Raw genomic sequence first — 25,010 nt, 5'->3', positions numbered from 1 at the left:
GACACACGCACGCGCTGCGGCCGGAGGGATGGTTGGGCACAGTCCTCAAGGGTGGTTATGTCGTCGAACTGGAGCCGGCGCTGGTCGAGCGCGTGGACCTGCGCATCGAAGGAGAGCGAATCGTCGCCCGCGGGCCGGACCTGACGCCTGGCGCGGAGGACGAAGTCGTGGCGCTGTCGGGCAAGCTCGTCTTCCCGGGGCTGGTGAGCGCGCACCACCGCCTGCACGCGGTGCTGGGCCGTGGCATGCCCCGCCCGCCGCTGGAGACCTACCAGGACATCCTCGAGCAGGTGGCCTGGCCGTACGAGAACGCGCTCGACCTGGACGCCGTGCAGGTGGCGGGCTGTGCCGGAGGGCTGGAGGCGCTTCAGTGCGGCACCACCACCGTGTGCGATTTGCACTCGTCGCCCAAGGCGATTTCGGGCTCGCTGGTGCGCCTGGCGCGCGGGCTCCATGAGGTGGGCGTGCGCGGCGTGCTCGCCTACGCGGTGTCGGACCGGCAAGGGGCGCTCGGCCGCGAGGAGGGGCTGGAGGAGACGGTCAGCTTCGCGAAGAAGGCGAAGGGGCGCTTCCGGGGACAGGTGGGCGCGGCGCCGTGCTTCACGCTGGGGCCGGACGCGCTGACGGGCCTGTCGGAGGCGCTGAAGGCGCTGGGCGATGGCGGCCTGCACCTGCCGCTGGCGGAGGACCCGCTCGATGAGCGCCTGTCCAACGAGAACTACGGGGCTTCGCCGGTGTCGCGGTTGCTGGACGCGGGCCTGCTGTCGCCCAAGAGCCAGCTGGCGCACGTGGGCCACCTGGACTGGGCGGACCTGGCGCAGGTGATTGCCACCGGCGCGTGGCTGGTGCACACGCCGCGCGCCAACCAGGGGCTGGAGGTGGGCTACGCGCCGGCGCTGAAGTTCGGGGCCCGGGCCACGCTGGGCGTGGATGGCGTGTCGGCGGACCTGTTCGCGGAGGCGCAGGCGGCGTACCTGCGCTCACGCGAGGCGGGGCAGCCGATTGATGTGCTGCGCTACCTGGCCAACGGGCACCGCCTGGCGTCGCAGGTTTTCGACGTGCCGGTGGGGCCCATGCGCGAGGGCTCGCTCGCGGACCTGCTCATCCTGGACTACCTGCCGGCCACGCCGCTGACGGCGGAGAACCTGGCCTGGCACGTGGTGTTCGGCCTGGGCAGCCGGCACGTGGAGGCGGTGATGGTGGATGGCGTGTGGCGCATGTGGGCGCGCCGGCCGCTGTCGGTGAGCCCCACCGTGGTGGCGGAGCAGGCCCGCGAGGCCGCGTCGGCGGTGTGGGCGCGGATGGCGGAGGCGGCGAAGAAGTAGCCCGCCGCTGGCTTGCTCCGGGGGCGGGATGTCCTGTCTAGTCCCGCCCATGCTCGTCCCATTGCTCGTCGCGGGGTTCTTCAGCGGTGCCATTCCCCAGGCCGGAGAGACGGCGCCGGACTTCACGGCGAAGGACTCCGCGGGGAACGTCTACACGTTGTCGGAGCTGGTGAAGAAGGGCCCCGTCATCCTGGCCTTCTTCCCCAAGGCCTTCACCGGAGGCTGCACCCGCGAGCTCAAGGCGTACAGGGACAGGTACGCGGACGTGGAGAAGGCGCAGGGGCAGGTGCTGGCCATCAGCATGGATGACGCGGAGACGCTCACGCGCTTCAAGGCCGAGCTGAAGGCGCCGTTCCCCTTCATCCCCGACCCGGACGGCAAGGTCGTCTCCGCCTATGACGTGAAGATGCCGCTGCTGTCGGCGCCGAAGCGGTACACGTTCGTCGTGGGCGAGGGCCTGAAGATTCTCAAGGTCGAGTCCGGCAGCGACGCCATCAACCCGCACGGCGCGATTGTCGCGTGCCCGCTGCGCAAGCCGGCCGGCGCGGACGCGAAGCCGCCGGATTCGGGCACGAAGTAGCGTCAACGCGGCGACCGTCCCTGCGCGGACGCCACGCGCCGCCGGCTGTCGAAGACCTGGGCGGGGGCGCCATCGATGAAGGTGTCCTCGAAGGCGCCCCCCGTGTACTCGTCGATGACGCCGCGCCAGAAGGCGATGGCGGGGCGGTTGCGCGGCAGCTGGGACAGCTCCCAGATGCCTGGGAAGCGGTCGAACACGGCCTTGGCCGCGAGCCGGCCCAGGCCGAGGCGCCGCTCATTTCGCAGGATGAAGAACTCGCTCATCCGGAAGTCGCGTCCAGGCGTCATGTAGGGGAAGGGCGTCTGTCCCACGAAGGCGAAGCCCACGACGCGGCCCTCCCAGCGCAGCAGCAGGGGGTGGACCTCGGGGGTGGGGACCAGCCACGTGGGCAGGAAGTCCGGCCGCCAGCGACCCTGCTCGTCCAGGGCGTAGTCGACGCCGAACTCGCTCAAGTCGTGGAGGTAGAGCGGGTAGAGGTTTCGAAGCAGCGTGTGCTCGGACGGAGTCGCTCGGAGAATCTCCATGGAGGGCCTCTCGTGTTCCCAGCATGACCCTTTGGACGTCCGTCGGCCAGGGTGTCTCCGCGTCCCTCCCTCCATCAGGTGTCATGCAGGGAAGAGGCGCGGCGGGGCAATCCTCCCATGGAGGCGCTCGGCCTACGTTGCCCTCCACGAGTCCGGGGCTCGGCGGGGGACACCATGAACAGTCAGCGGATGCGCATGGCGAGTGAAATGGAAGGCCAGGAGCCCCATGTCCCAGCCCACGGTGGCGGGCATGCGCGGGGCAATGACGTCACGTCGAGCAGGACGGTGCGGCGGGTGCTGATGACGGCCGACGCCGTGGGCGACGTGTGGACGTACGCGCTGGAGCTGACCCGGGCGCTCGCGCCGCACGGGGTGGAGGTGACGCTGGCGACCATGGGGGCGCCGCTCACCCGCGCGCAGTGGGCGGAGGCGCGAGGCCTCCCCAACCTCACCGTGGAGGAAGGGCGCTTCCGGCTGGAGTGGATGGAGGACCCGTGGGACGACGTGCGCTCGGCGGGCGACTGGCTGCTGGCGCTGGAGCGCCGGGTGCGTCCGGACGTGGTGCACCTCAATGGCTACGTGCACGGGACGCTGCCGTGGCTGCACCCGCCCCTGGTGGTGGGGCACGCGTGCAGCCTGTCGTGGTGGCGGGCGGTGAAGGGCGAGGACGCGCCCGCGCGCCATGCGCGCTATCGCGAGGCCGTCACCGCGGGCCTGCGCGCGGCGGGCCGGGTGGTGACGCCGAGCCGGGACCTGCTCGAGTCCCTCCACATGCACTATGGCCCGCTGACCGCCGCGGAGGTCATCCCCCACGCGCGGCGCGCGGACCGGGTGCCGCCTCGCTCGGAGCGGGAGCCCTTCATCCTCAGCGTGGGCAGTCCGTGGGACGCCGCGAAGAACGTCGCCGTGCTGGACGCCGCCGCGCCCCGCCTGGGCTGGCCGGTGCGGCTCGTGGGAGACGCGCGCCATCCCTCCGAGCGGAAGGCGGAGCCGCGCCACCTCCAGTGGATGGGGCACCTGGAGCCGCATGCCCTGGCGGAGTGGATGTCGCGCGCGTCCATCTATGTACTGCCCGCCCGGTACGCGCCCTTTGGCCTCACCGCGCTGGAGGCGGCCCTGTCCGGCTGCGCGCTGGTGCTGGGCGACATTCCGGCGCTGCGCGAGGTGTGGGGAGATGGGGCCGCGTGCTTCGTGCCCCCGGACGACGTGGAGGCCCTGGTGGAGACGCTGGAGCGGCTGCGCGAGGACCCCGGGCTGCGCACCCGGCTGGCCCTGCGCGCGCGGGCCTGGGCGCTGACGTACACGCCCCGGCGGATGGCCAGCCGCTACCTCGCCGTCTACGCCAGCCTCATGGGCACGCGGGAGGCGCTGACTCCCGCGGGCACCCCCACGCACTGAGCGGGTGAGGCGTCAGCTCGCCTCGGTGGGGCTGACGGGATAGTCGCCCGTCGCGTGGGCCTGGGCATGCTGCGCGAAGAGGAACCTGCGCACCGCGGCGCGGGTGAGCAGCCCGCAGGTGGGGCTGCCCACCGGGACGCTGACGGGCAGGGCGTCCACGTCCTCGTGGTCCATGACATGGAGGGCGTGGGCCAGGTTCGCGTCAGGGGCCAGCGCGGGCAGCTTGCGCGCCAGGTCGCTGGCCACCAGCAGCGGGTACACGGATTCGTCGCGCCACACCTCGCGCAGCTGCTCCACCTGCACGGTGCCGTAGATGCGGCCCACGGTGTCCAGGATGGGCAAGGTGCCCGCCTCGGAGGTGAGCAGCAGGTCCGTCAGCGCCCGCAGCGGCGTGCCCGCGGGCACGGGGGTCAGGTGGGTCATCAGCGAGCGGACCGGGGTGGCCTCCAGCAGGTCCGCGTCGCTCTGGACCTTCGGCGTCTTCCGCTCGGTGAGGTAGTGGCAGAGCGCGGAGGCGATGGTGCACGTCACCATCAGCGGCAGGATGATGTCGTGGTTCCCGCTCAGCTCGTACAGCATCATCATGCCCGTGAGCGGGCCGCGGGTGAGCGCCGCCACCGCGCCGCCCATGCCCACCAGGGCATACGCGCCGCTGGGGCCGGTGCTCTCCGGGAAGAAGAAGTGCACCAGGGTGCCGAAGGCGCCGCCCGCCATGGCGCCAATGAGCGCCGCCGGGAAGAACGTCCCGCCCGAGCCCCCCGAGCCGATGGTGATGGCCGTGGCCACCAGCTTCAGCAGGCACGCGGTGATGAGGAACAGGAAGGGCAGCCGGCCCAGCGCGGCCAGGTTGATGTAGTCGTGCCCGCTGCCCCAGACGGTGGGGCTGGCGAAGGCCAGGATGCCGGCGCACAGGCCGCCCAGGCCCGCGCGCAGGGAGAGCGGCTTGCCGCCCAGCCACGGGGACAGCCGGCTTTTTCCCTGGCCGTGGAAGAAGTGCTCCACGCCGTGCAGCAGCTGGACGAAGGTGAAGGCCAACAGCCCACAGGTGATGCCCAGGCCCGCGTAGGCCAGCACCTCGCCGCCGCTGACCAGCTCGTAGGGGATTTGCCGGAGCATGGCGGACTCCCCCATGACGCCCTGGCTCACCAGGGTGCCGGCCACGCTGGCCAGGATGATGGGGGAGAAGACGCGCAGCTCGAACTCGCGAAGGATGATTTCCATCGCGAACACGGCGCCGGCGATGGGGGCGTTGAAGGACGCGGAGATGCCCGCGCCCGCGCCGCACGCCAGCAGGATGGACAGCTCCTTGCGGCTGAAGCCCAGCACCCGGCCCACGGTGGAAGCGAACGCCGCGCCGCCGTAGACGATGGGCCCCTCGCGCCCCGCCGAGCCGCCGCTGCCAATGGTGATGGCGGACGCCACCAGCTTCAGCAGGCCCCGGTCCGCCGGCAGGGCGTTGGCGCCGCTCTTCACCGCCCGCACCACCTCGGGGACGCCGTGGCCATGCGTCTCGGGCCTGTCCCGCAGCAGCCGGCCCACCACCACGCCGCCCAGCGTGGGCGCCAGCAGCATCATCCACCAGGGCAGGTGGGGCAGCGCCTCGGGCAGGTTGTGGCTGTGTCCGAACACGCTGTTGAGCGCGGACAGCGCCACCAGCGGGTAGTAGAGCGACAGCCCGCCCAGCGTCAGCAGGGCCAGCAGGCGCAGCCGGCGCTTCACCTCGTCACGGGGGCCGCCCGGCTCGATGATGCGCGCCAGCAGCAGCGCGCCGGATGCCAGGGGCACGCCGATGAAGGCGTACTCCGGATGCCAGCGCGCCGCGGCGAACGCCTCCATGAGCGACTGGAACTGGCCCTGGCGGAGCGTGTGCTTCAGCGAGGCCGCCCCGAAGGTGAGCCCGCTCACCAACCCGATGAGGTTGGAGAAGATGCCGGCCGCCAGCCCGCTGTACAGGCCGACCACCGCGCCCGCCACCGGTAGGACGGAGGGGCCGGGCAGCCGCAAGCGGTTGGACGCTCTCAGCGCGGCGTGGACAAAGGGGCCCATCGCCGCGCGCAGCCGCGTCCAGATTGCGCGCTGGGCCGCCGCGCTTGATGCGGGTACATCCCCTGCACTCATTGCAGGTCCCACTAACAGTGGGATGGGCGCCGCTCAAGGTTCGTGACGCGGACGTGCGCAGGGCGGCCAGCCGTCGGGTCGCGCCCATGACAGGCGCGTCGTGGTTTCGCTTCAGCTTCGAATGGCTACCGCTGCTTCATCATGGTGGAGGGCGGCGCGGAGGTGGGCAGGTGGTCCGCGGCGGCCGTCAGGGCCTCGCGCACCTTGTCGCCCGCGGCCTTCGCGGCGTCACTGGCGGCCCGGGCCGCATCCCCCGCGGCCTTGGTGGCCACGAACTGGGCGCGCGCGCTCGAAGCGCCCCAGAACCGGGTGGGGGCCGCCAGCGCCGCGCGCTCCGCGTCGGTGTACTTCTGGAACGCGTACTTCGTGGCCTCGGAGGGGAGCCGCAGCCCCTCCACCACCTTGAACCAGGAGAGCACCCTCAGGGAGTAGTAGCTGAGGTCCACCTCCCACCAGAACCAGCCCTGGTTGGCGGTGTTCTGATGGAAGTGGTGGTTGTTGTGCCACCCCTCGCCCAGGGTGACGAGCGCCAGCAGCCAGTTGTTCCGGCTGGTGTCCGTCGTCTTGTAGCGGCGCTTGCCGAAGATGTGGCTGAGCGAGTTGATGGTGAAGGTGCCGTGCCACAGCAGGGTGGTGCTGACGAAGAAGCCCCACACCAGCATGGAGAAGCCGCCGATGACGTAGAGGGCCACGGCCAGCAGGACGGGCGGCGCCAGGTGGAAGCGGTTGAGCCACACCAGCTCCGGGAAGCGGGCGAAGTCCTTGATGCCCTCCAGGCGGGTGTCGTTGTACTTGTCGGAGAGAATCCACCCCACGTGGCTCCACCAGAAGCCCTTCTGCAGGGGCGAGTGGATGTCCTCCGCCTGGTCCGAATAGCGGTGGTGGTGGCGGTGGTGCGCCGCCCACCACAGCACGCCCTTCTGCGCGGACATGCTGCCCACCAGGGCCATGATGAACTGGAAGACACGCCCCGTCTTGAAGGCCCGGTGGGAGAAGTACCGGTGGAAGCCCGCGGTGATGCCCCACATGCGCACCACGTAGAGGCTGGCGCACACGGCCACGTCCACCGGCTTCGCGCCGACGGCGAAGACGAAGAGGCACATCAGGTGGACGGCGAAGAAGGGGACGGAGGAGCGCCAGTTCAGGCGCTCCTCCGCCGCGGACAGGGCTGGAGACGGTGTCTGCAAGGGAGCCTCGTGCGCTGGGTGGCCGAGCTGGAACCTGCTCAGCCTCACCCCGCATCAACACCCCCGCCTGTCATCCCCCTGTCAGGAGGCGGCGGATTGCCGCAGCTCCGTCAACCACTCCTCGAATGCGGGGTGCCCATGGAGCGGCGCCAGGTCCTCGTCCGAGGCGGCATAGGCCCCATCGGTGAAGCCCAGCTCCGTGGCGCGGTGCAGGAGCCGCATCGCGTCAGGCACGTTGCGCGCGCGGGCATGGGCGCAGGCCGCGTCATAGGCCAGCGTGGCGCTGGGCGCGTGCTTCAGCGCCGCCTCGCCCACGGCCGCGGCCTCCGAGTACGCCCCCCGGATGAAGAGCACCCGCTCCGCGCAGGAGAACGCCGCCTCCGGGTCCAGGCCCGGCAGCTTCAGGGCCTCCGGCTCACGGCCCATGCGGATGAGCGTGCCGGCGTACTCGTGCATCACCGTCCGGTCCGACGAGGCCTGCCACGCCTGCTTCCACCACTCCACCGCGCGGGCGTCATCACCCACCAGGGAGAAGGACGCCGCCACCGCGTGCGGCTCCACGGGCAGGCCCTGCACCTGCGAGAAGTGGTCCAGCGCCTGACGACCCTGGCCCTCCTTCAGGGCGAGCCAGCCCATCAGGTGGTGCGCATGGCTGGCCAGCGGCGGCGTCAGGCCCTCGGTGGCCTCCAGCACGGACGCGCCCAGCCGGCGCGCCTCGTCCATGCGGCCCGCGTCGAGCGCGGCCCGGGCCTCGCGCAGCGTCTCCGCCAGGGGGCCTTCCAGTGTGGCCTCGCGCTGGGCCTGTCCGCCGCGCAGCGCCTCCGCCACCACGCGGAAGGACTGCATGCCGTACATGGCGAAGATGAGGGTGAGCAGCAGCCAGCCCGACCGCAGGCCGAACACCACGGCGCCCACGCACACCAGCAGGGCCAGGCCCTGCGCCAGTACGAAGCCGCGCCGGGGGCCGAACACCCGCGTGGCCAGGGTGGTGGTGATGCGCCCGCCGTCCAACGGGAGCACGGGCAGCATGTTGAGGACCGCCCAGAAGAAGTTGGCCAGCATGAAGGTGAACAGGAAGAAGTCGAGCGCGGGCGAGCGGCCCTCGAGCAGGGCGTAGCCCACCCCGCTCGTCACCCCCAGCATCAGCCCGAAGAAGGGGCCGGCCGCGGTGATGAGCAGGTCCCGCTTCCACGGCAGGGGCCCTGGCGCGTCGGTGGGGAGCGTGTGGCCACCCATCCAGACGAGCGCGATGCTCGGCCGGTAGCCGAACAGGCGGCTGGCCAGCGCGTGCCCCAGCTCATGGATGAGCACGGACACGAAGACGATGAGCATCCACGACAGGATGTAGACGACCATCGCGCTGGCGTGGCCCAGGGTGGGGGCCCCATCCACCTGGCGGAACGGCCAGCCGTTCTGGGCCGCGGGGACGGAGCTCCAGGCCAGCATGCCGGACACCAGCAGGTGGCTGGGGTGGACTTCAACGGGAATGCTCCCGAGCCGAAAGCGGAACATGGGGACGGACCTTAACCGTTAGGACCCCCGAGCGCAGGCACTTGCGCACCGTCTCCTCCATGTCCCTGGCGAATCCGCTAGGTTCCCCGCCCCTCATGCCGCAGCTTGGTCCCTACACCCTGCCCAATCCGTACATCCTGGCCCCCATGGCCGGGGTGAGCGAGATGCCCTTCCGCGTGCTCGCCTTCCGCCTTGGCGCGGCGCTCTGCCCCACCGAACTCGTCAGCTCGCAGGGCCTGATGCGCGCCAACCAGCGGACGTTGAAGTACCTGCGCTACGACGCCGAGGTGGAGCGGCCCTACTCGCTCCAAATCTACGGCGGCGAGCCGGACGCCATGGCCCGGGCCGCGGTGGTGGGGCGCGAGGCGGGCGCGCAAATCATCGACATCAACATGGGCTGTCCGGTGAAGAAGGTGGTGAAGAACGGGGCGGGCAGCGGCCTGCTCTGTGACGTGCCCCGCGCGGCGGACATCGTCCGGCGCATCCGCGACGCCACCGGCCTGCCCGTCACCTGCAAGATTCGCTCGGGCTGGGACGCCCGCAGCCTGAACTACCTCCAGGTGGCCGGCGCGCTCCAGGAGGCGGGCTGTGCGGGGCTGGCCATCCACCCCCGCACGCGCGAGCAGGGCTATTCGGGGCAGGCGGACTGGGGCGTCATCGCCGACCTCAAGCGCCACTTCCCGGAGCTGCCCATCATCGGCAACGGGGACGTGAAGACGCCCGCGGACGCGGCGCGCATGCTGGAGCGCACCGGCTGCGACTTCGTGATGATTGGCCGCGCCGCGCTGGGCAACCCGTGGATCTTCCGCGAGCTGCTCGGGGGCCCGCCCGCCACGCCGCGCGAGCGCTGTGAGCTGGTGCTCACCCACTTCCGGGCGCACCTGGACTTCATGGGGGACCCGCTGGGCGCCGTGCGCGCCTTCCGCAAGCAGCTGGCGTGGTACGCCCACGGCCTGTACGGCGCCGCGGCCTTCCGCGCGGAGGTGAACGGCCTGGACGTGCCGTCAGCGGTGGAGGACTGCGTGCGCCGCTTCTTCACCGCGGCCCAGGTGGACGCCGCGGGCCCCGGTGAAGAGCAGGACGTGGACTACCGCGCGGCCCTGGGCTGAGGGCGCGGCGCCGCGCTCTATATATAAGGAGGGAGTCGGTGTTCTTCGTGGGCGGCGCGCCGCTCAAGCGCCCGAGGGGCGGACCGCGTCCGGCGGCACCAGCTTCCGTTCGGTGGCCACGGCGCGGAAGTAGTCACACGCGGGGGTGGGGCTGCGGCGGAGCGTGTCGAAGTCGACGTGGTAGAGGCCGAAGCGCGGGCCCCAGCCCTCCAGCCACTCGAAGTTGTCGAGCAGGCTCCAATAGAGGTAGCCGCGCACGTCCACGCCCTGCGCGCGCGCCGCCAGCACCTGGGCCAGGTGGGTGTGGAGGTAGTGGGGCCGGCGGGCGCCGCCGCGGTCGTCGATGCCGTTCTCCGTAATCCACACCGGCTTGCCGTAGCGCTTCACGTCGCGCAGCGTCTGGAGGAAGCCCTCCGGCCAGTCCTCCCAGCCGATGTCGGTGAGGCCCCGGCCCTGGACGTCCCGGTACTTGAACTCGATGAAGGGCGGGCGCGGCACGAAGCGCAGGTGCGCGCGGGTGTAGTAGTTCACCCCGATGAACTCCACGGAGTCCCGCGCGCCGGGGATGTCCGCGCGCGTGGAGGCCACGCCCGGCATGGTGACGCGCAGCTCGCCGGTGGACAGCGCCTCGTGGAACGCATGGTTGTAGGCCTGGGCCCCGAGCCTCACCAGCGCGCGGTCCAACGGGTGCCACCAGCGGTCCGGCGCGAAGGCGAGCATGTTCTGGGAGATGCCCAGCTCCACGCGGCCCAGCCGGGACAACAGCTCCTCTCGGGCGGCCACATGAGCGCGCACCAGGTTCTCCATGGCCCGCATGGTGGTGGGGCCATCCGCGATGCCCGGAGGAATGGCGCCCTGCAGATAGCCCCCCAACAGCAGCACCATGGGCTCGTTGAAGGAGATGACCAGCGCGTCCAGCCCCTCCAGCAGCGCCGCGCACCGCTTCGCGTACCGGCGGAAGGCGTCCACGCTGGCCGGCTGGTGCCACGGCGTCTCCCGGTGGAACCAGGTGGGGTGCGTGAAGTGGTGGAGCGTCACCACCGGCCGCAGGCCGTGGGCCTTCATCTTCAGGAGCCGCTCCCGGTAGGCCTCCAGCGCCGCCTCGTCGAAGCGCCCGCGCTCCGGCTCGACGCGCGCCCACTCCAGGGAGATGCGGAACGCGGTGGCGCCCACCGCCCGCGCCAGGGCGTAGTCCTCCTCGTAGCGGTTCCAGTGGTCCACCGCGAGGCCGCAGCGCGCGTCCGGCTCCTTCAGCCGTCCGGCACGCTCCCACTCGGACCAGTCGTTCTCGATGCCGCCCTCCACCTGGTACGCGGCGGTCGCGACGCCGAAGGTGAAGTCCGCGGGGAAGGTCTGCTCGGAGGCGCTCATGTGGTGGCGCACCGTAGACGCCGCACCCCACGCGCGAAAAGCGCCGCGTGGCTCGCGCGCATGCGCCGCGGCGCGCGCCGGCGCCGTGCTCGAAGGCGGGCTCGAAACTGGCCGGGACGTGTCCGGCGCCGGAAACTCGGCCTCGCGCGCGACGCCTCGGATGCGCTCGCGAGTGTCCGCGAAGTGGCGTTCGGGACCTCCGGACGCGCTCGATGCCGAAAAATCGGCCTCGCACGCGATGCAATACATCACCATGCGTTGACACACTGGCATGTCGCCCGTACCATTCACTTCAAGCACTCACTCCCATCAAGAAGAGTGCAGGGCCTCGGTTGACTGGGGCCAACCACTGAACCGGAGGATTCTGATGGCCGCTAAGAAGAAGACCGCTGCGAAGTCCGCGACCAAGAAGGCTGCCAAGACCGCGAAGGCGGCGAAGTCGGCGAAGTCGGCCAAGAAGACGACCGCTCGCAAGACGGCCGGCAAGACCGCGACCAAGAAGGCGGCTGCCAAGAAGACCACCCGCAAGGCGGCCAAGAAGGCCCCGGCTCGCAAGCGCACCACCAAGTCCAAGGCGGCGGCGGCCCCGGTTACCCCGGAGTCCTGAGCAGTCCCGTCGTCATGAGCGGACGGTAGTTGACGTCCGGTGAACGGCTCGGCGAAACCCGCCGGGCCGTTTTCATTTTCAGGACCCGGAGTGCCCCATGTCGCTGCGTCCCGTGGAGCTGGAGCAGGTGGTGACGGAGGTGGCGGAGCGCCTCACCGGCGCGGTGGCGCAGAAGGCCTGGTGTCCACTTCCCAGGCTCGCCTACGTGGAGCTTCGCGTCCCGGGCAGCTCCATCCTGTTGTGCCTGTGCGCCGAGGGTGACCTGGCCCGGGTGTCCGTGGCGGAGGAGCGCTTCCCCACGCCGGGCGAGCCCGCCCCCTTCCAGCGGTGGCTGCGCCAGGAATTGACGGGCTTCAAGCTCCAGGGCGCCCGCTTCATGGAAGCAGAGCGCGTGGTGGCCTTCGACTTCGAGCGCGAGGACGTCCGCAGGCGGCTGATCCTGGAGGTGGGCGCGCCCGGGGGCCTGCTGCTGCTCAGCGACAACGGCCGCGTGCTGATGCTCTCCGGTGAGGGCTTCGCGCAGCGCCGGGGCCTGCATCCGGGCGCCGCGTGGACGCCACCGGCGCCGCCGCCTCCCGAGGCCCGCGAGAAGGCCCGGAGCCAAGCCTCGCGGCTCGCGCCCCAGGACGCGGATGCGCTGCCGTATTCCCAGGCCGCGGAGCGCCTGCTCGGAGCGCGCGACAGGGCCAGCCGCTCGGAGACCATCCGCCGCCGCCTGGCGCAGCCGTACCGCGCGCGCCTCAAGCGCGCCTCCCGCACGCTGGAGAAGGTGCGCGCCGAGGCGGCCCGCGGGCCGGACGCGGAGAAGCACCGCGAAGTGGGCGAGCTGCTGGCGCAGAACCTCTACCGCCTCAAGCGGGGCGCCACCGAGGCGGTGCTCACCGCCTATACAGAGGAGGGCGCGAAGGAGGTCCGGGTGACGCTGGACCCGAAGCGCACCCCGAAGGAGGAGGCGGACTGGCGCTTCCACCAGTACCGGCGGCTGCTGCGGGGCGTGGAGCAGGCGCGCCATCGCGAGGCGGAGCTGGCGCGCGAGGTGGCGCACGCGCAGGAGGCGCTCGCGCAGCTCGAGCGGATGGAGGACGCCGCGCTGCTGTCGCAGGCGGAGGTGCTGCAGCTCCCCAGTGGGGGCGAGGGCGCGCGGGAGGGCCGGCCCTTCAAGGAGTACGTGGGCCACGGCGGGGCGCGCCTCTGGGTGGGGCGCGGCGCGGAGGACAACGACGCGCTCACCTTCAAGGTGGCCAGGCCCTGGCACCTGTGGCTTCACGCGCGCGGCGTACCCGGCAGTCACGTGGTGCTGCCGCTGGAGAAGGGGCAGGAGGTGGCGCAGGAGGTGCTGCTGGACGCGGCGCACCTGGCGCTGCACCACTCCGGGGCCAAGGGCGAGCCGCGCGGCGAGGTGAGCTACGTGCCCGCGAAGTTCGTGCGCAAGGTGAAGGGCGGCGCGCCGGGGCAGGTGACCTTCACGCGCGAGAAGACCTTCGTGGTGCGCATGGAGCCCGAGCGCCTGGAGCGGCTCCTCAAGTCCCGGCACGCGGAGCCGCCCGCTCCGTGAGGACGCGTCGTACGCTCGCCTGCCTCTCCCTCCTGTAGTGGACGCTGCGTGTGAGCGCGGTTGACGGGCTGACGGTGGGGAGGCGGGCAGGGGACCGCCGCCCTTGAGTCCCCGGAAGTGCGGGGTACGATGTGCAGCCGCGTGTCCCCCGAGCCATTTCGCCAGACGTCGCTTTTCCCTCGAGGCCTCTCCGCCGCCAGCCGCGCGGCGGAGGGAACGGCCGGAGCCCGGCCCGAGGGGGGACCTGCCGCGTCCGGGGCGCCCGCGCCGCGGCCCGTCGCACCGCCCGTGCCGATGCCGCAGCGCAACCTCCTGCCCGACGAGGCGCCCCGCCTCGTCACGCGTCCGCCCACGCGGGAGGAGCTGTGGACCCGGGCGGAGTCACTGGCGTGGCGGCTGAGCGCGGAGCTGGGCATGCCGGTGCGCCTGTCGGTGACGGACAACCGCTCCACCATGGTGTCCTTCCGCCGGGGCTCCGCGGTGCTGGCGCTGCGGCTGCATCACATGTTCCTGGACGCGCCGGAGCCGGTGGTGCGCGCGGTGGCGGACTACGCGGGCCGGGGACACCGCGCCGCGGGCGTCATCCTGGACGAGTACATCCGCGGCCAGCAGCCGCGCATCCGCCAGCTGCGCCGCGAATCCGACGCGGACCTCAACCCGCGCGGGCGCTGTTTCGACCTCCAGGCGCTTTACGACGCCACCAACCGCGATTTTTTCCAGGGCCTCATCCAGGCCCGGATTGGCTGGGGGCGCATGCCTCCGCGCCGCCGTCGCAAGTCCATCCGCCTGGGCGTCTACGACCACCAGACGCGTGAGATTCGCATCCACCCGGCGCTGGACACCCCCGAGGTGCCTTCCTACTTCGTGGAGTTCATCGTCTTCCACGAGATGCTCCACCAGCTCTTCCCGAGCACGGGCCGAAGCGGCCGTCGTGTGCACCACCCGCGTGCCTTTCGCGAGCGCGAGAGAACATTCCCGCATTACGCCGCCGCACTGCGTTGGGAGCGGGAGAACCTGGGCGTGCTGCTTCGCGGCTGACCGCAGCGCTGTTCGCTGGCTCATTTACCGTTTTACCGAGCGAAGCGGCCCATGCAGCGTGCTTGACGCTGCCGTAAGGGAAACCCATCCTCACGGGCTCTATGCGAAGAGCGAAGATTGTCTGCACCCTCGGTCCCGCCAGCCAGAGCCAGGAGATGCTCGAAGCGCTCCTGGAGAACGGCATGGACGTGGCTCGCCTCAACTTCTCCCACGGCAGCCACGAGCAGCACGCGGAGAACATCGCGAAGCTGCGCGCCGCGTCGCTGAAGGTCCGCAAGGCGGTGGGCATCCTCGGGGACCTGCAAGGCCCGAAGATTCGCACCGGCCGGTTCGTGAAGGGCAGCACCGAGCTGAAGGAGGGCGGCACCTTCCACATCACCACGGATGAGACAGTCCCGGGCACGGATGAAATCGTGTCCACCACGTACCCGTTCCTGGCCGCGGATGTGAATCCGGGCGACCGCATCCTCCTGGATGACGGCCTGCTGGAGCTGAAGGTCCTGGAGACGGACAAGCAGAAGCTCATCCGCACGCAGGTCATCCACGGCGGCACGCTGAAGAACAACAAGGGCATCAACCTGCCCGGCGTGGCGGTGCGCGCGGATGCGCTGACGCCGAAGGACCGCGAGGACCTCGTCTTCGGCATCAAGGCCGGCGTGGACTTCATCGCGCTGTCCTTCGTGCGCCAGCCGTCGGACATCGACACCGCGCGCCAGGCCATGGCGGAGGTGGGCCGCTCGGTGCCCATCATCGCCAAGCTGGAGAAGCCGGAGGCCATTGCCCGGCTGGACGCCATCCTGGACAAGACGGACGGTGTCATGGTCGCGCGCGGCGACCTGGGCGTGGAGATTCCCCCCGAGGAGGTGCCGGCCGTCCAGAAGGACATCATCCGGCGCTCCAACCTGCGCGGCCTGCCCGTCATCGTGGCCACGCAGATGCTGAACTCCATGATTGACAACCCGCGCCCCACGCGCGCCGAGGCCAGCGACGTGGCCAACGCCGTGTTCGACGGCGCGGACGCGGTGATGCTGTCGGGCGAGACGGCCAGCGGGAAGTTCCCCATTGAGTCCGTGCAGATGATGGAGCGCATCATCCTGGCGGCCGAGTCCTCCGCCCGCACCACGCATTCGCTGATGCGCGTGCTGGAGACGCCGCTGGGGCTGCCCGACCACTTCCCGGACGTGATTGCGCGCGTGGCGTGCGAGGCGGCCAAGGCGAGCAACGCCTCGCTGATCGCGGCCTTCACGCTGTCGGGTGTGACGGCGCGCCTGCTGTCGCACTACCGGCCCACGGTGCCGATTGTCGCCTTCAGCCCCAACCAGGAAGTGCGCCGCCGGCTGGCGCTGGTGTGGGGCGTGGTGCCGCGCGTGCTGGAGCCCATCCAGGACACGGAGGCCATGGTGAAGCGCGTGGAGGAGGAGCTCCTGGCGCGCGGCCTGGGTCGCAAGGGCGACCGCATCGTCATCGTCTTCGGCGCGCCAGTCGGTCAGCCGGGGAAGATCAACAGCCTGCGCCTGCACACCATCCAGGGCTGAGCGGCTACTTGATTCCCTGGAGGACCTTCCGGGGGATGTCGGCCTCGATGAAGACGGCATAGAGCGCCGGGTCCAGCTGCCCGGCGTCGGACTCGCGGCGGAGGATGTCGAGCGCGAGCGTGTGCGGTACGGCCTTCTTGTAGGGCCGGTCGCTGGCGGTGAGCGCGTCGTAGATGTCGCAGATGGACATCATCCGGGACTGGACGGGGATGGCCTTCTCCGCGCGCGGGTAGCCGGTGCCATCCAGCTTCTCGTGGTGGGCGTAGGCAATCTCCGGCACCCGGCGCAGCGTGCGCGTCCACGGAATCTGGGACAGGAAGCGGTAGGTGTGCTCGACGTGGCTCTCGATTTCGCGGCGCTCCTCGGGAGAGAGCGTGCCGCGGGCGATGGAGAGCGACTGGATTTCCCCCGGCAGCAGCAGCGGCTGGGCCTTGTCGTGGGCATCCAGGAAGCGCAGCGCGCCCAGCTCGTGGAGCCGCTCGAAGTTGCCCTGCGCGAGCACGGTGGGGCGGTTGCAGGAGAGGATGAACTCCAGCACCTCGTCCAACTGCCACGACTCGCGCGCGAGCCGCTCCTCCTCCTCTGCTTCGATTTCCGCCAGGTTGGCGTGGCCGCGCAGCTTCACCGCCGCGATTCGGCGGCGGTAGCTTTGCAACTGCAAGTCCTTGCGGGCGAGCTGGAAGCGGGCGCGCAGGCCTTCGAGCTCGTGGGGGTAGAGCTTCTCCGCCTTCACCAGCACGGGCTCGCGCACGCCCACCTTGCCGAAGTCATGGAGCAGCGAGGCGTAGCGCAGCTCCTGAAGCTCCCCGCCGGAGAAGCGCGTGTGGGCGTAGGGGCCGGTGGACAGGTGCTCCAGCGCCTGGGCCAGGGCCACGGTGAGGTCGGCCACGCGGCCGGAGTGGCCAGCGGTGGTCGGGTCTCTGGATTCGATGGCGACGACGGAGGCGGAGACGAAGCCCTCGAAGAGGCGGTTGATGTCCTCGTGGAGGAGGGCGTTCTCGATGGCGCCCGCGGCCTGGGCGCCCAGGGCGAGCAGCAGCTCCTCGTCCTCGGCGTTGAAGCTGGCGCCGTCCAGCTTGTTGAGGGCCTGGAGGACGCCCGTCACCTCGCCGCCGGCGTCGCGCATGGGGACGCAGAGGATTGTCTTTGTCTGATAGCCGCTGGAGACGTCGAACGAGCGGTTGAAGCGGGCGTCGGCGTAGGCGTCGGGGATGTTGATGACGGCGCCCGTCTGGGCCACCTGTCCGGCGACGCCGCTGCCCACCGGGAGGCGGATTTCGCTCTTGGAGCCCTGGGCCACCTTGCTCCACAGCTCGTTGCGCTCGCGGTCCAGGATGAAGAGCGAGCAGCGGTCCGCCTCCACCACCTTGGTGGCCTCGAAGAGGATGAGCGGCAGGAGCAGGTCGAGGTCGCGCTCGGCGCTCATGGCCTTCGCGACATCCAGGATGGACGTGAGCTTCGCCAGGCGGCGGTTCAGCTCGGGCAGTGGGGCGGGTTGAGCGAGCACCAGCGGCTCCGTGAAAAGCGGCCGGCGGGCCGCGAAGGGCTACAAAGTTCTATCATGGGTAGACAGCACGTTGCCCTTTGGGGGCCACCTGGCAGGTGACTGGCTGTCGGGTGGGCGTCGCCGCGTTGTGTTCGGCCTTAGCCAACGCGCGGGTTGCGGTTATGAAGCGCGGCATGAGCCGCCGCCCCGTCCGCATCTCTCCTTCGCTTTTGTCCTGTGACTTCGGCCGCTTGGCCGAAGAGGTCCGCGCTATTGAAGCCGCTGGTGCGGACTGGGTTCACGTAGATGTCATGGATGGCAGGTTTGTGCCGAACATCACGATTGGGCCTGTGGTGGTGGAGGCCATCAAGCGGGTGGCGACGAAGCCGCTGGACGTGCACCTGATGATTGTGGAGCCGGAGCGTTACGTGGAGGCCTTCGCGAAGGCGGGGGCGGATGTGCTGACGGTGCACGTGGAGGCCAGCCCGCACCTGCACCGGACGCTTCAGCAGATTCGCAATGCGGGAGCGAAGCCGGCGGTGGTGTTGAACCCGGGCACGCCGCTGTCGGCCATTGAAGAGGTGCTGGGCGACGTGGACATGGTGCTGTTGATGAGCGTGAACCCGGGCTTCGGGGGGCAGGGGTTCATCGAGTCCACGGTGGAGAAGGTGCGCCGGCTGCGCGGGATGTTGGATGCGCGCGGGCTGAAGGACGTGGACATCGAAGTGGACGGCGGCATCAACGCCACCACGGCGAAGCGGGTGGTGGAGGCCGGGGCCACGGTGCTGGTGGCGGGCAGCTACGTCTTCGGCGCGAAGGACTACGCGGAGGCCATCCGCTCGCTGCGCCCGTGAGGCGCGGCGGACGTCAGGTGCGAGGCCGCGCCACGGAGGAGGCGAGCCGGGCGACGCGGGTCATGAAGGTGGGGTCGAAGGGCTTCACCTCGTAGTCGTCGGCGCCGAGCTCGAAGCAGACGTGGCGGGTGAACTGGTCCTCGACGGCGCTGAGGATGATGACCTTGCAGTCGCGGGTGTGGGGGTCCTGCTTGAGCTGGGCGAGCAGGTCGCGCCCGTCCTGGTGCTGGTTGATGTCCAGGATGATGACGGCCGGCCGGTGCTCGCGGGCGAGCTCCAGGACGCGCTCGGACGTGGTGTCGGAGATGCAGTTCAGCCCAGAGCGCTTCCCCTCGCGGGCGAGGGCGGAGACGATGAGGGGCTCGTCATCGGAGATGAGGACGACGGGGGGCGGCGTCATGGCATCGCGGTGCAACAATGCAGTCTGCCTCATGGATGTCGCAGGGGGTAAACTCTCCGGGAGTACAGGAAATTCTTGTCCTTGGGAAGCGGAGTCGGCGGTCACCCGGGCAGGGCCCGGCCGCCCGCTCGCCCTGGGCGGGGAGGGGCGGAAGAAAAGGTGATCCGAGGACGTTGACTCGGCTGGGCGGCTCGGGTACTACCGCCCGCACTTCGCCGGTCCCGAGAAGGACCGTCCGGCGAGGCGACATATCGGGGAGTGGCTCAGCCTGGTAGAGCACTTGGTTCGGGACCAAGGGGTCGCAGGTTCAAATCCTGTCTCCCCGACCATTAAAAGCCCTGGAGTTTCGCTGACTTACAGCGAGGCTCCAGGGCTTTTGTTTTTCCCACGCCGCCCTCCAGCAGCAAGCGGCGGGGGCTCGCCTCTGCCCGCCGTCCGGGCCGGGCATTCGTTGTCCGTGCATGGGGCGGGGCTTGAACTTCTGCTCCATGGCGACCAAGGAAGCCCTCCTCTCGGATGTGCTGCGGCTCCCTCCCGAGGAGCGCGCCGAGGTTGCCCACAAGCTCCTGCTCAGCTTGGAGGAAGGGGCCGAGGACCCGGAGGCCCAGGCCGAGTGGTCCGCGGAACTGGAGCGCCGGGCTCGTGAGGTGCTCGACGGGCGCGTGAAGACGGTTCCCTGGGAGCAGGTCGAGGAGCGCATCAGCGCCCGGCTCGCTCAGCGGCGGTGAAGGTCCGTCTCGAACTCCACCGTGAAGCTGTCCGTGAGCGTGCGCGGCTATTGCGGCAGCGTTGAAGCATCGGCTCCAACTCGGCTTCAGCTATTCCGTAGCCGCGCCATGCGGTGGATGGAAGTCGAGCTGGCCGTACACCTCCGTGGTGATGGACGGGTCGGAGTGGCGCAGGATTGCGCTGCACGGTGACGGTGGCCAGCGGGACGCTCGCCTTGTGCAGCAGGGTGGCCGTGGATGCGCACCTTCCCTGCTCGGATGAACTCAAGCAGCTTCGCGATGCTGTGCGTCTTCGTCTCGACTCCTCCAGCCACGGCTCCGCCCCCGCTTGAGGAGATTCAAGCTGTGTCTCGAATGGCCCCGGCGGCGACGGGGTCGAACCCATCGGGCCAGATGGTCTCGTCGTCGTAACGAGCATCGCGAAGTGAGGCACCTTCAAGCACCGCTCCCTTGAAATTGGTGCCATGCAACCAGGCCGAGGCCAATGAGGCCTTCTTCAGGGTCGCATTTACGAAAGACGCCTTCGTCAGTGTGGCGTCGGTCAGGTTCGCCTCAGTGAACGTGGCGTGATCCCCATTTACGAGTTCCATCGACGCGCCATCCAGCATTGCCTTGGCGAAAAACGAGCCGCGGATATCCGCTCCCACGAGCAGGGCCTCCCGTAAAGAGGCCCCTTCGAAAAGGCATCCAGACAAGTTCGTGTTCGTCAGCCGAGCACCATCGAGCGTGGCTCTCGCAAAGCTCGTGAAGAAGGGGACGACCTCACTTGCGTTACGCCCCGGCTGCATGGCGGTCTGTGAGAAATCAGCCCCCTGCAGGTTGGCCTCGCTGAAGTCAGCGCCTCGAATGGTCAGATTCGGCATCGAAGCCCCAATGAGGTACGCCTTGCGCGCGACGATGATGGGGCCGATGCGCATCAGCCAGAACCAGGCAAGCATCGACCTCATGGTCAGCTTGTCACGCTGCTTCATGCCGGGACTGCCGCGGAGGGAGCTTCCAATTGCGAGCGCCGCTTCGCGCAGCCAGGGACGCCTGTCATCGCGTAGCGACGGTGGTCGGCTACGCCCACCGCGAGCTGACGATATCGGCGCTTCGGAGTCTTCCGACTCGAAGCGATCCTGAGCCCACTGGAGCAGGGAGCCGCGCTCGACTTCGGTTAGGCCGAAGGGGGCTGCCTCACGCTTGGGGTGCGGTTCGCCGTCCAGCATCTCCAGCAGGAATTCAAACGCACGGTCCTCCCGACTGAGCAGCCTCCCTCCCAGTAACGGGAACTCGATTTCCTCCCAGTCACGAGAAGACGCGTGGGCAAGCGCCTTCATCCGGTCCGCCCAGTAGCGGGCCACCAGGAACTCCCTGAAGGACTTGTGGCCGAAGAGGAGCTGACTTGCTGCCCCGGAGCGCAGGTGGGCCTGGAGTGTCAGGAGCAGCCCGACCTGGATGGCCTCAACGGTGTCCGAGGCACTGCCATCCATCCCCAGTTCGTTGATGAGCAGGTTCGTGATGCCGTGCTTCGTGAGCACGTCGGCCTTGCGCAGGGGCTCGAGCATCTGGTGCTGGTCGAGCTTCGTGGCCTCCCATGCTACACGTCCCATGAGCCAGAGCATGGCATCCGGCGGCTCGGTTGCCTCCGCCACCCATCCCCCCTGCACCAGATGCCGATGCAGCTTCGTGGACGCATCGAAGACATTCTGGTGCAGCTTGCGGTCCGCCTCATGCTTCCCCCTGGCAATCCGCCAGAAGAACTCCTCGTACAACGCTGAGCGGCTTGCGCTTGCCTCACGGGACTGGCCGCTCCAGGTCTGCGCAATCATGAAGAGGAGAATGGGAGTCGTGGCCAGTTCTCCCAGTCGACGCGCTTCCAGTTCGGGAGGGGTCGGGCCGGCTTCTCCATTCAGGCCACGCCATGCATCGAGCCAGGCAGCAATCTGCGGTTCATTCCACGGCTGTATTTCAAGCACCGGAATGCGCTCCATCTCCCGCTCACCCGGGAGTGCGCCGGGACGCGAGAAGATGATGAACCGGTGCTGCTCCGAGGCCTCATCCTTGATGCGCTGGAAGAATGACTCCAGGCGCCGCTCCCCGAGAATGACCTCGTCCAACCCATCAAGGATGAAGAGCGCTCGCTGCATGCGGCCTGGAGGAGCGAGGGCAGGGTCATCGAGCTTCAGGCGAAGTCCCAGCTCGCTGGCTTCACGCTTCCATGCCCTCCGTACAAACCCATCGAGATCGAACCCCTCCTCGGTCAGGTCCTCGGCACACCGGATGAAGACCGGTATCTCCTCGTTGGAAGATGGCGTACGTGCATCCAGAAACCGCCTCGCGCGACGCTGCGCAAGGGTCCGTGCCGTGAGCGACTTCCCCATTCCGAAGTCCGCCCGGACAATGACAACGTTCGTCTCCGATCCCTGAAGCCAGTGCTCGATGAGCGAGAGCACCGGTTCCCGCGGAGCGTCCTCGTCCTGCTGCGCCTTCGTCACCATGCGCGCGACAGGTTCGACGTACACCCTCCCCAGCGGCATGAAGGGAATGGGGTCGTCCTCCGGCCGGTCGTGCCGCTCCAGGTTGCCGAAGGTGTGGCGCTCGTCCCACCCGGCCATGTCCCGCAGCAGCAACTCGCGCAGAGTCCCCGCGCGGAAATCCCTCGTCACGCCCTCGACATACTGCTGGAGCCGCTGACCTTCGGAGGACGCCAGGGCCTGCTGATAGGCCAGCAGGAAGTCGCGCTCGAAGCCCAGCCGTCCCTTCTCCATGTCAATGAGGGGAACCCGCGCTTCGTCGCCCTCATCCAGCTTCGGGTGGGTGAAGGAGCTCCAGAGCGCCTGGTAGTAGGGCGTCGACAAGGGGGTCGAGAGCGCATCCGCTGCTCGCACCACTTCCACGCTCGCGGGCAGGTCCCCCGACTGCTGAAGCGCGGCACCGAACTTTGGAAGTGAGCTGGCGGCGAGCCTCATCCGAAGCTCAATTTCGTCCGCCCGCTCCCGCTGCTCCTTGTCCATGAACAGCCGAAGCCCGGCCGGCGCCAACTTCTTGTTGAATGCCCACTGACGCCCAAGCGCGTAGCCGAAGCACTGCGTGACGATGCCGAAGTGCAGAGCCGTCATGTTCGTGGGCTCCCCGGAGCGCTTCCCTCCGAGGTCTCCCAGCAGGTCCGTCGCCAGCCGTAGGGCGGCTCCCTCCTTGCCGTCGATGCCCTTGCTCTGGATGGCATCCCACGCGGCCATCCCCGCCTGAAGCAGCTTGCTGAGGACCTTGACCCAACCCGGCACTTCCAACATGGCGTCCCTCACTGCAGATGCTTCAGCTCCGTCACAGCCAACTCCCGGTACCGGGGAATGGCTTCGCTGGCGATGTACTCCTCCAGCACCTTCCGCGCACCAGCGGCATCGCCTGCTTCCTGAAGGTCATGCACGTCGTCGAACGTGCTGGAGTACCGCTTGCCGGCCTCCCTGACGCGACGGCGAATCTCGCGCAGCAGCGACGCCAGCCCCTCGGGCGTGCGCAAGGACGTGTAGACCTCCGCCTCCGCAATCATCACCTCCAGTGCGACGGCTTGAACCTGCGCGCGGTCCTCACCGGGCAGGGCCAGCCCTCCCTCGGGAGAAATCCTCCGTTCCATCGCGATGACGTGATCCCATGCAGGTACTCGCGGTCCCACGTTCCACCCCGGGATGAATCCAGCACGTGTGTGCTGGAAGAGTTTGCCCGCCTGGCCTCGCGGGCTTGAAGTGTGAGCGTGCGCGAAGAGGGCCACGGCAGACAAGAAGGTGGAGTGAAGTCGGCTGCGACTCATCCACGACGCGGATGCGGTCCTCGACCCAGGGCGCCTGTCGTGCCACCCTTCGGCCGCTCTCAATCCACCGCTCGCCGCAGTGCTCTCCATGCCGAAAACGATGATGCTGTCCGAGGTGATGAAGCAGCTCGAAAGCCAAGGTGACGAGAGGGTGCGGCAGCGCTACGTGCGCGACGGGGTGAGCGACAACGTCTTCGGCGTGCTGCTCGGCAAGCTTCGTGGCCTGGCCGCGACGCTGGGGACGAACCACGGGCTCGGACTGGAGTTGTGGGGGACTGGCAATCACGATGCGCGCATCCTCGCGTGCATGCTGCTCAATCCCGCGGAGCTCACCGAGAAGGAGGCACGCGGCCTCCTCGAGCCGCTCTCGAACGCGAACCTGGTCGACGAGCTCGTCGGTCGCGTGCTCGTGAATGCGCCCATTGCCCCGAGGCTCCAGGCGAAGTGGATGGACGGCAGCAAGGAACTCCCGCGCCGCGCCGGATGGAAGCTCCTCGCCGGGCGCATCGCGCGAGGACTCGAGAAGGAGCTCGACGTAGGCGCGACGCTCAAGCGCATCGAGCGTGAGCTCCCAAACGCACCGTACCGGGTGAAGGAGGGCATCAACTTCTGCCTGGTCTGGATTGGCCTCCACCTGCCTGCGTACACCCCGGAGGCCATCGCCATCGGCGAGCGCCTCGGTCGCTGGGACCCGCGACCGATTCCGAAGGGTTGCACTTCAAGCTACGCACCGGAGTGGATCGCCGCAGCGCTCGCGCTGCGGAAAGGTGAGAAGACCGAGGCCCGAAAGGCGATGGAGGCGTCAGCCAAGGCGAAGGCGACGCGCGGAGAAGGGAAGCCGGCAGCCGCGAAGAAGGCGAAGGCCGCTTCGACCAGGAAGAAGCCCGCCGCGAAGAAGCCTTCCGCCGGAGCGCGGGCGCGCTGACGTCGGGGGGCGCAGCGCCGACTCCGGAGGCGCCGGGGCACACTGCTCGATACGCGCGAGGATGCGCCAGCCGGGTTCGACAACACTTCTTCGGCAAGACGGGGCAGCGGCCCACGCGAGCGAGTCAAGGCGATCGTGTGGTGGACGCGCTATCGTCGCGCCGATGATGAGCTCTCTCGACTTCACTTCCTGGCGGGGCCTCGCGGCGACGATGGCCAGCCTCGTGCTGGTGTCGATGGTCGTTGTCGGCATTCGCCTGTTGGTGATGCAGACCGTCCAGCGCCGACGAGAACGCGAGAACCGTCAGATCAACGAGCGGCTGAAGACGCTGATCTCCGCATACAAGACGCTCGGCGGCTCTTTCACCGGTGAACTCGTCGTGGACCCGACCCACCTGCGCGACATGCGCCGTCGGCTCGCGGCGGGTGAGCCACTCGAGCAGGAACCCGACCCAGGCCTCATGCTTGCTTCGCCGCTCGACCACCCGGGGCTCGAACGCCGTCGGCGCACGCGCGACGCGGTCGAGGCGGCGCTGTCGGATGTGATGCTGCTCGGCACCGAGGAGCAGGTGCGCCTTGCCGCGGAGGCTGCCGCGGACATGGTTACCGGGCGGAAGGTCGGCACCGCGCGGCTGGTCGTGTCGCTGCGCGATTTCATCCGCCGGGCGCTCGACCTGGAACCCATTCCCCACGGGCTCGTGATTCCCGACCAGGGCCCATTGCGTCCCAGCGGCGGGGGAGGGGGCAAGGGCGGAGACAAGGGTGGTGGACGAGGGGGCGGCGGTGCCGGGGGCGGAGGAGGTGCCGGCGCTGGAGGCGTCGGAATGGGCGGGGCAGGCGTCCATGCGGACACCGACGACACCGACGGTGGCCATCGCGTTTGAACCTGGGAGCGTGCTTCCCCCCTGTCGCTGGCGGGCCAGCGGTGCTCCAGTCGATGCGGCAACTGGCACGTATCGGCGGAATGGG

Annotated in this window: 21 protein-coding genes and 1 tRNA gene; 13 read left to right on the top strand and 9 right to left on the bottom strand. The window is 69.5% G+C overall.

The window, feature by feature from the left end:
- The first annotated feature begins 32 nt into the window (after positions 1-32).
- Positions 33-1,325, top strand: a complete 1,293-nt coding sequence (locus KGD87_RS20650) for an amidohydrolase family protein (RefSeq protein WP_284662030.1) — start codon at positions 33-35, stop codon at positions 1,323-1,325.
- Positions 1,326-1,374: 49 nt separating this feature from the next.
- Positions 1,375-1,905 (top strand): peroxiredoxin, encoded by a 531-nt coding sequence (locus tag KGD87_RS20645; protein ID WP_284662029.1) that lies wholly within the window; start codon positions 1,375-1,377, stop codon positions 1,903-1,905.
- A 2-nt stretch (positions 1,906-1,907) separates the two neighbouring features.
- Here KGD87_RS20645 and KGD87_RS20640 read toward each other — a convergent pair whose 3' ends face one another.
- Positions 1,908-2,429 (bottom strand): GNAT family N-acetyltransferase, encoded by a 522-nt coding sequence (locus tag KGD87_RS20640; protein WP_284662027.1) that lies wholly within the window; start codon positions 2,427-2,429, stop codon positions 1,908-1,910.
- A 189-nt stretch (positions 2,430-2,618) separates the two neighbouring features.
- On the opposite strand from KGD87_RS20640, the gene KGD87_RS20635 reads away from it, so the two are divergent.
- Positions 2,619-3,827, top strand: a complete 1,209-nt coding sequence (locus KGD87_RS20635; RefSeq protein ID WP_284668671.1) for a glycosyltransferase family 4 protein — start codon at positions 2,619-2,621, stop codon at positions 3,825-3,827.
- Positions 3,828-3,839: 12 nt separating this feature from the next.
- Here KGD87_RS20635 and KGD87_RS20630 read toward each other — a convergent pair whose 3' ends face one another.
- The 3 genes from KGD87_RS20630 to KGD87_RS20620 all read right to left on the bottom strand — a co-directional run bounded on the left by KGD87_RS20630 (position 3,840) and on the right by KGD87_RS20620 (position 8,644).
- On the bottom strand, positions 3,840-5,873 hold the full coding sequence (locus tag KGD87_RS20630) for a chloride channel protein (RefSeq protein ID WP_284662026.1): 2,034 nt from the start codon (positions 5,871-5,873) through the stop codon (positions 3,840-3,842).
- A 197-nt stretch (positions 5,874-6,070) separates the two neighbouring features.
- On the bottom strand, positions 6,071-7,132 hold the full coding sequence (locus KGD87_RS20625) for an acyl-CoA desaturase (RefSeq protein ID WP_284662024.1): 1,062 nt from the start codon (positions 7,130-7,132) through the stop codon (positions 6,071-6,073).
- Positions 7,133-7,213: 81 nt separating this feature from the next.
- Positions 7,214-8,644: a TPR end-of-group domain-containing protein gene (locus KGD87_RS20620; RefSeq protein ID WP_284662023.1), complete on the bottom strand. Its 1,431-nt coding sequence runs from the start codon at positions 8,642-8,644 to the stop codon at positions 7,214-7,216.
- 95 nt (positions 8,645-8,739) lie between these two features.
- Between KGD87_RS20620 and dusB the strand changes: the two genes are divergently transcribed.
- Complete coding sequence (dusB, locus tag KGD87_RS20615) at positions 8,740-9,753, top strand: tRNA dihydrouridine synthase DusB (protein ID WP_284662021.1); 1,014 nt, start codon at positions 8,740-8,742, stop codon at positions 9,751-9,753.
- A 63-nt stretch (positions 9,754-9,816) separates the two neighbouring features.
- Here dusB and KGD87_RS20610 read toward each other — a convergent pair whose 3' ends face one another.
- Positions 9,817-11,124: a glycoside hydrolase family 1 protein gene (locus KGD87_RS20610; RefSeq protein WP_284662019.1), complete on the bottom strand. Its 1,308-nt coding sequence runs from the start codon at positions 11,122-11,124 to the stop codon at positions 9,817-9,819.
- A gap of 367 nt (positions 11,125-11,491) precedes the next feature.
- Here KGD87_RS20610 and KGD87_RS20605 point away from each other — a divergent pair, with 367 nt between their 5' ends.
- The 4 genes from KGD87_RS20605 to pyk all read left to right on the top strand — a co-directional run bounded on the left by KGD87_RS20605 (position 11,492) and on the right by pyk (position 15,859).
- Complete coding sequence (locus tag KGD87_RS20605) at positions 11,492-11,731, top strand: hypothetical protein (RefSeq protein ID WP_284662017.1); 240 nt, start codon at positions 11,492-11,494, stop codon at positions 11,729-11,731.
- A 97-nt stretch (positions 11,732-11,828) separates the two neighbouring features.
- Positions 11,829-13,286, top strand: coding sequence for an NFACT RNA binding domain-containing protein (locus tag KGD87_RS20600; RefSeq protein WP_284662015.1), 1,458 nt, complete (start codon positions 11,829-11,831; stop codon positions 13,284-13,286).
- A gap of 117 nt (positions 13,287-13,403) precedes the next feature.
- Complete coding sequence (locus tag KGD87_RS20595; RefSeq protein WP_350099314.1) at positions 13,404-14,324, top strand: hypothetical protein; 921 nt, start codon at positions 13,404-13,406, stop codon at positions 14,322-14,324.
- 101 nt (positions 14,325-14,425) lie between these two features.
- Positions 14,426-15,859: a pyruvate kinase gene (gene pyk / locus KGD87_RS20590; RefSeq protein ID WP_284662013.1), complete on the top strand. Its 1,434-nt coding sequence runs from the start codon at positions 14,426-14,428 to the stop codon at positions 15,857-15,859.
- Positions 15,860-15,863: 4 nt separating this feature from the next.
- Here pyk and KGD87_RS20585 read toward each other — a convergent pair whose 3' ends face one another.
- Positions 15,864-17,366 carry a GAF and HD-GYP domain-containing protein gene (locus tag KGD87_RS20585; RefSeq protein ID WP_284662012.1) on the bottom strand — a complete coding sequence of 501 codons (1,503 nt, stop codon included), beginning with the start codon at positions 17,364-17,366 and terminating at the stop codon, positions 15,864-15,866.
- Positions 17,367-17,539: 173 nt separating this feature from the next.
- Between KGD87_RS20585 and rpe the strand changes: the two genes are divergently transcribed.
- Positions 17,540-18,199, top strand: coding sequence for a ribulose-phosphate 3-epimerase (gene rpe, locus KGD87_RS20580; RefSeq protein WP_163777990.1), 660 nt, complete (start codon positions 17,540-17,542; stop codon positions 18,197-18,199).
- Between the two features lie 13 nt (positions 18,200-18,212).
- On the opposite strand, the gene KGD87_RS20575 is transcribed toward rpe, so the two are convergent.
- Entirely contained in the window at positions 18,213-18,599 is a 387-nt protein-coding gene (locus KGD87_RS20575; protein WP_284662008.1) for a response regulator, read from the bottom strand.
- A 252-nt stretch (positions 18,600-18,851) separates the two neighbouring features.
- Here KGD87_RS20575 and KGD87_RS20570 point away from each other — a divergent pair.
- Positions 18,852-18,928, top strand: a tRNA-Pro gene (locus tag KGD87_RS20570).
- A gap of 159 nt (positions 18,929-19,087) precedes the next feature.
- Positions 19,088-19,327, top strand: a complete 240-nt coding sequence (locus KGD87_RS20565) for an addiction module protein (protein ID WP_284662006.1) — start codon at positions 19,088-19,090, stop codon at positions 19,325-19,327.
- Between the two features lie 338 nt (positions 19,328-19,665).
- Here KGD87_RS20565 and KGD87_RS20560 read toward each other — a convergent pair whose 3' ends face one another.
- Together KGD87_RS20560 and KGD87_RS20555 are read right to left on the bottom strand one after the other, a co-directional pair.
- The gene (locus KGD87_RS20560; RefSeq protein ID WP_284662004.1) at positions 19,666-22,602 is read right to left on the bottom strand and encodes a pentapeptide repeat-containing protein; all 2,937 of its coding nucleotides are present in this window, start codon (positions 22,600-22,602) and stop codon (positions 19,666-19,668) included.
- 8 nt (positions 22,603-22,610) lie between these two features.
- Positions 22,611-23,117 carry a DUSAM domain-containing protein gene (locus KGD87_RS20555; RefSeq protein ID WP_284662003.1) on the bottom strand — a complete coding sequence of 169 codons (507 nt, stop codon included), beginning with the start codon at positions 23,115-23,117 and terminating at the stop codon, positions 22,611-22,613.
- 88 nt (positions 23,118-23,205) lie between these two features.
- Here KGD87_RS20555 and KGD87_RS20550 point away from each other — a divergent pair, with 88 nt between their 5' ends.
- Together KGD87_RS20550 and KGD87_RS20545 are read left to right on the top strand one after the other, a co-directional pair.
- Complete coding sequence (locus KGD87_RS20550) at positions 23,206-24,042, top strand: DNA alkylation repair protein (protein ID WP_284662002.1); 837 nt, start codon at positions 23,206-23,208, stop codon at positions 24,040-24,042.
- 163 nt (positions 24,043-24,205) lie between these two features.
- The gene (locus tag KGD87_RS20545) at positions 24,206-24,925 is read left to right on the top strand and encodes a hypothetical protein (RefSeq protein ID WP_284662001.1); all 720 of its coding nucleotides are present in this window, start codon (positions 24,206-24,208) and stop codon (positions 24,923-24,925) included.
- Positions 24,926-25,010: the final 85 nt, after the last annotated feature.

The sequence above is a fragment of the Myxococcus sp. SDU36 genome (assembly GCF_030168875.1).
Taxonomy (GTDB): Bacteria; Myxococcota; Myxococcia; order Myxococcales; family Myxococcaceae; genus Myxococcus; species Myxococcus vastator.
Note: the sequence above shows the minus strand (reverse complement) of the source record. Positions and strands in the feature narration are given on the sequence as shown.

Coding starts and splice junctions, on each gene's coding strand:
- KGD87_RS20645 (WP_284662029.1), top strand. CDS start 1,375: ATGCTCGTCCCATTGCTCGTCGCGGGGTTCTTCAGCGGTGCCATTCCC.
- KGD87_RS20640 (WP_284662027.1), bottom strand. CDS start 2,429: ATGGAGATTCTCCGAGCGACTCCGTCCGAGCACACGCTGCTTCGAAAC.
- KGD87_RS20635 (WP_284668671.1), top strand. CDS start 2,619: ATGCGCATGGCGAGTGAAATGGAAGGCCAGGAGCCCCATGTCCCAGCC.
- KGD87_RS20630 (WP_284662026.1), bottom strand. CDS start 5,873: ATGGGCCCCTTTGTCCACGCCGCGCTGAGAGCGTCCAACCGCTTGCGG.
- KGD87_RS20620 (WP_284662023.1), bottom strand. CDS start 8,644: ATGTTCCGCTTTCGGCTCGGGAGCATTCCCGTTGAAGTCCACCCCAGC.
- dusB (WP_284662021.1), top strand. CDS start 8,740: ATGCCGCAGCTTGGTCCCTACACCCTGCCCAATCCGTACATCCTGGCC.
- KGD87_RS20610 (WP_284662019.1), bottom strand. CDS start 11,124: ATGAGCGCCTCCGAGCAGACCTTCCCCGCGGACTTCACCTTCGGCGTC.
- KGD87_RS20605 (WP_284662017.1), top strand. CDS start 11,492: ATGGCCGCTAAGAAGAAGACCGCTGCGAAGTCCGCGACCAAGAAGGCT.
- KGD87_RS20600 (WP_284662015.1), top strand. CDS start 11,829: ATGTCGCTGCGTCCCGTGGAGCTGGAGCAGGTGGTGACGGAGGTGGCG.
- pyk (WP_284662013.1), top strand. CDS start 14,426: ATGCGAAGAGCGAAGATTGTCTGCACCCTCGGTCCCGCCAGCCAGAGC.
- rpe (WP_163777990.1), top strand. CDS start 17,540: ATGAGCCGCCGCCCCGTCCGCATCTCTCCTTCGCTTTTGTCCTGTGAC.
- KGD87_RS20575 (WP_284662008.1), bottom strand. CDS start 18,599: ATGACGCCGCCCCCCGTCGTCCTCATCTCCGATGACGAGCCCCTCATC.
- KGD87_RS20565 (WP_284662006.1), top strand. CDS start 19,088: ATGGCGACCAAGGAAGCCCTCCTCTCGGATGTGCTGCGGCTCCCTCCC.
- KGD87_RS20560 (WP_284662004.1), bottom strand. CDS start 22,602: ATGTTGGAAGTGCCGGGTTGGGTCAAGGTCCTCAGCAAGCTGCTTCAG.
- KGD87_RS20555 (WP_284662003.1), bottom strand. CDS start 23,117: ATGAGTCGCAGCCGACTTCACTCCACCTTCTTGTCTGCCGTGGCCCTC.
- KGD87_RS20550 (WP_284662002.1), top strand. CDS start 23,206: ATGCCGAAAACGATGATGCTGTCCGAGGTGATGAAGCAGCTCGAAAGC.
- KGD87_RS20545 (WP_284662001.1), top strand. CDS start 24,206: ATGATGAGCTCTCTCGACTTCACTTCCTGGCGGGGCCTCGCGGCGACG.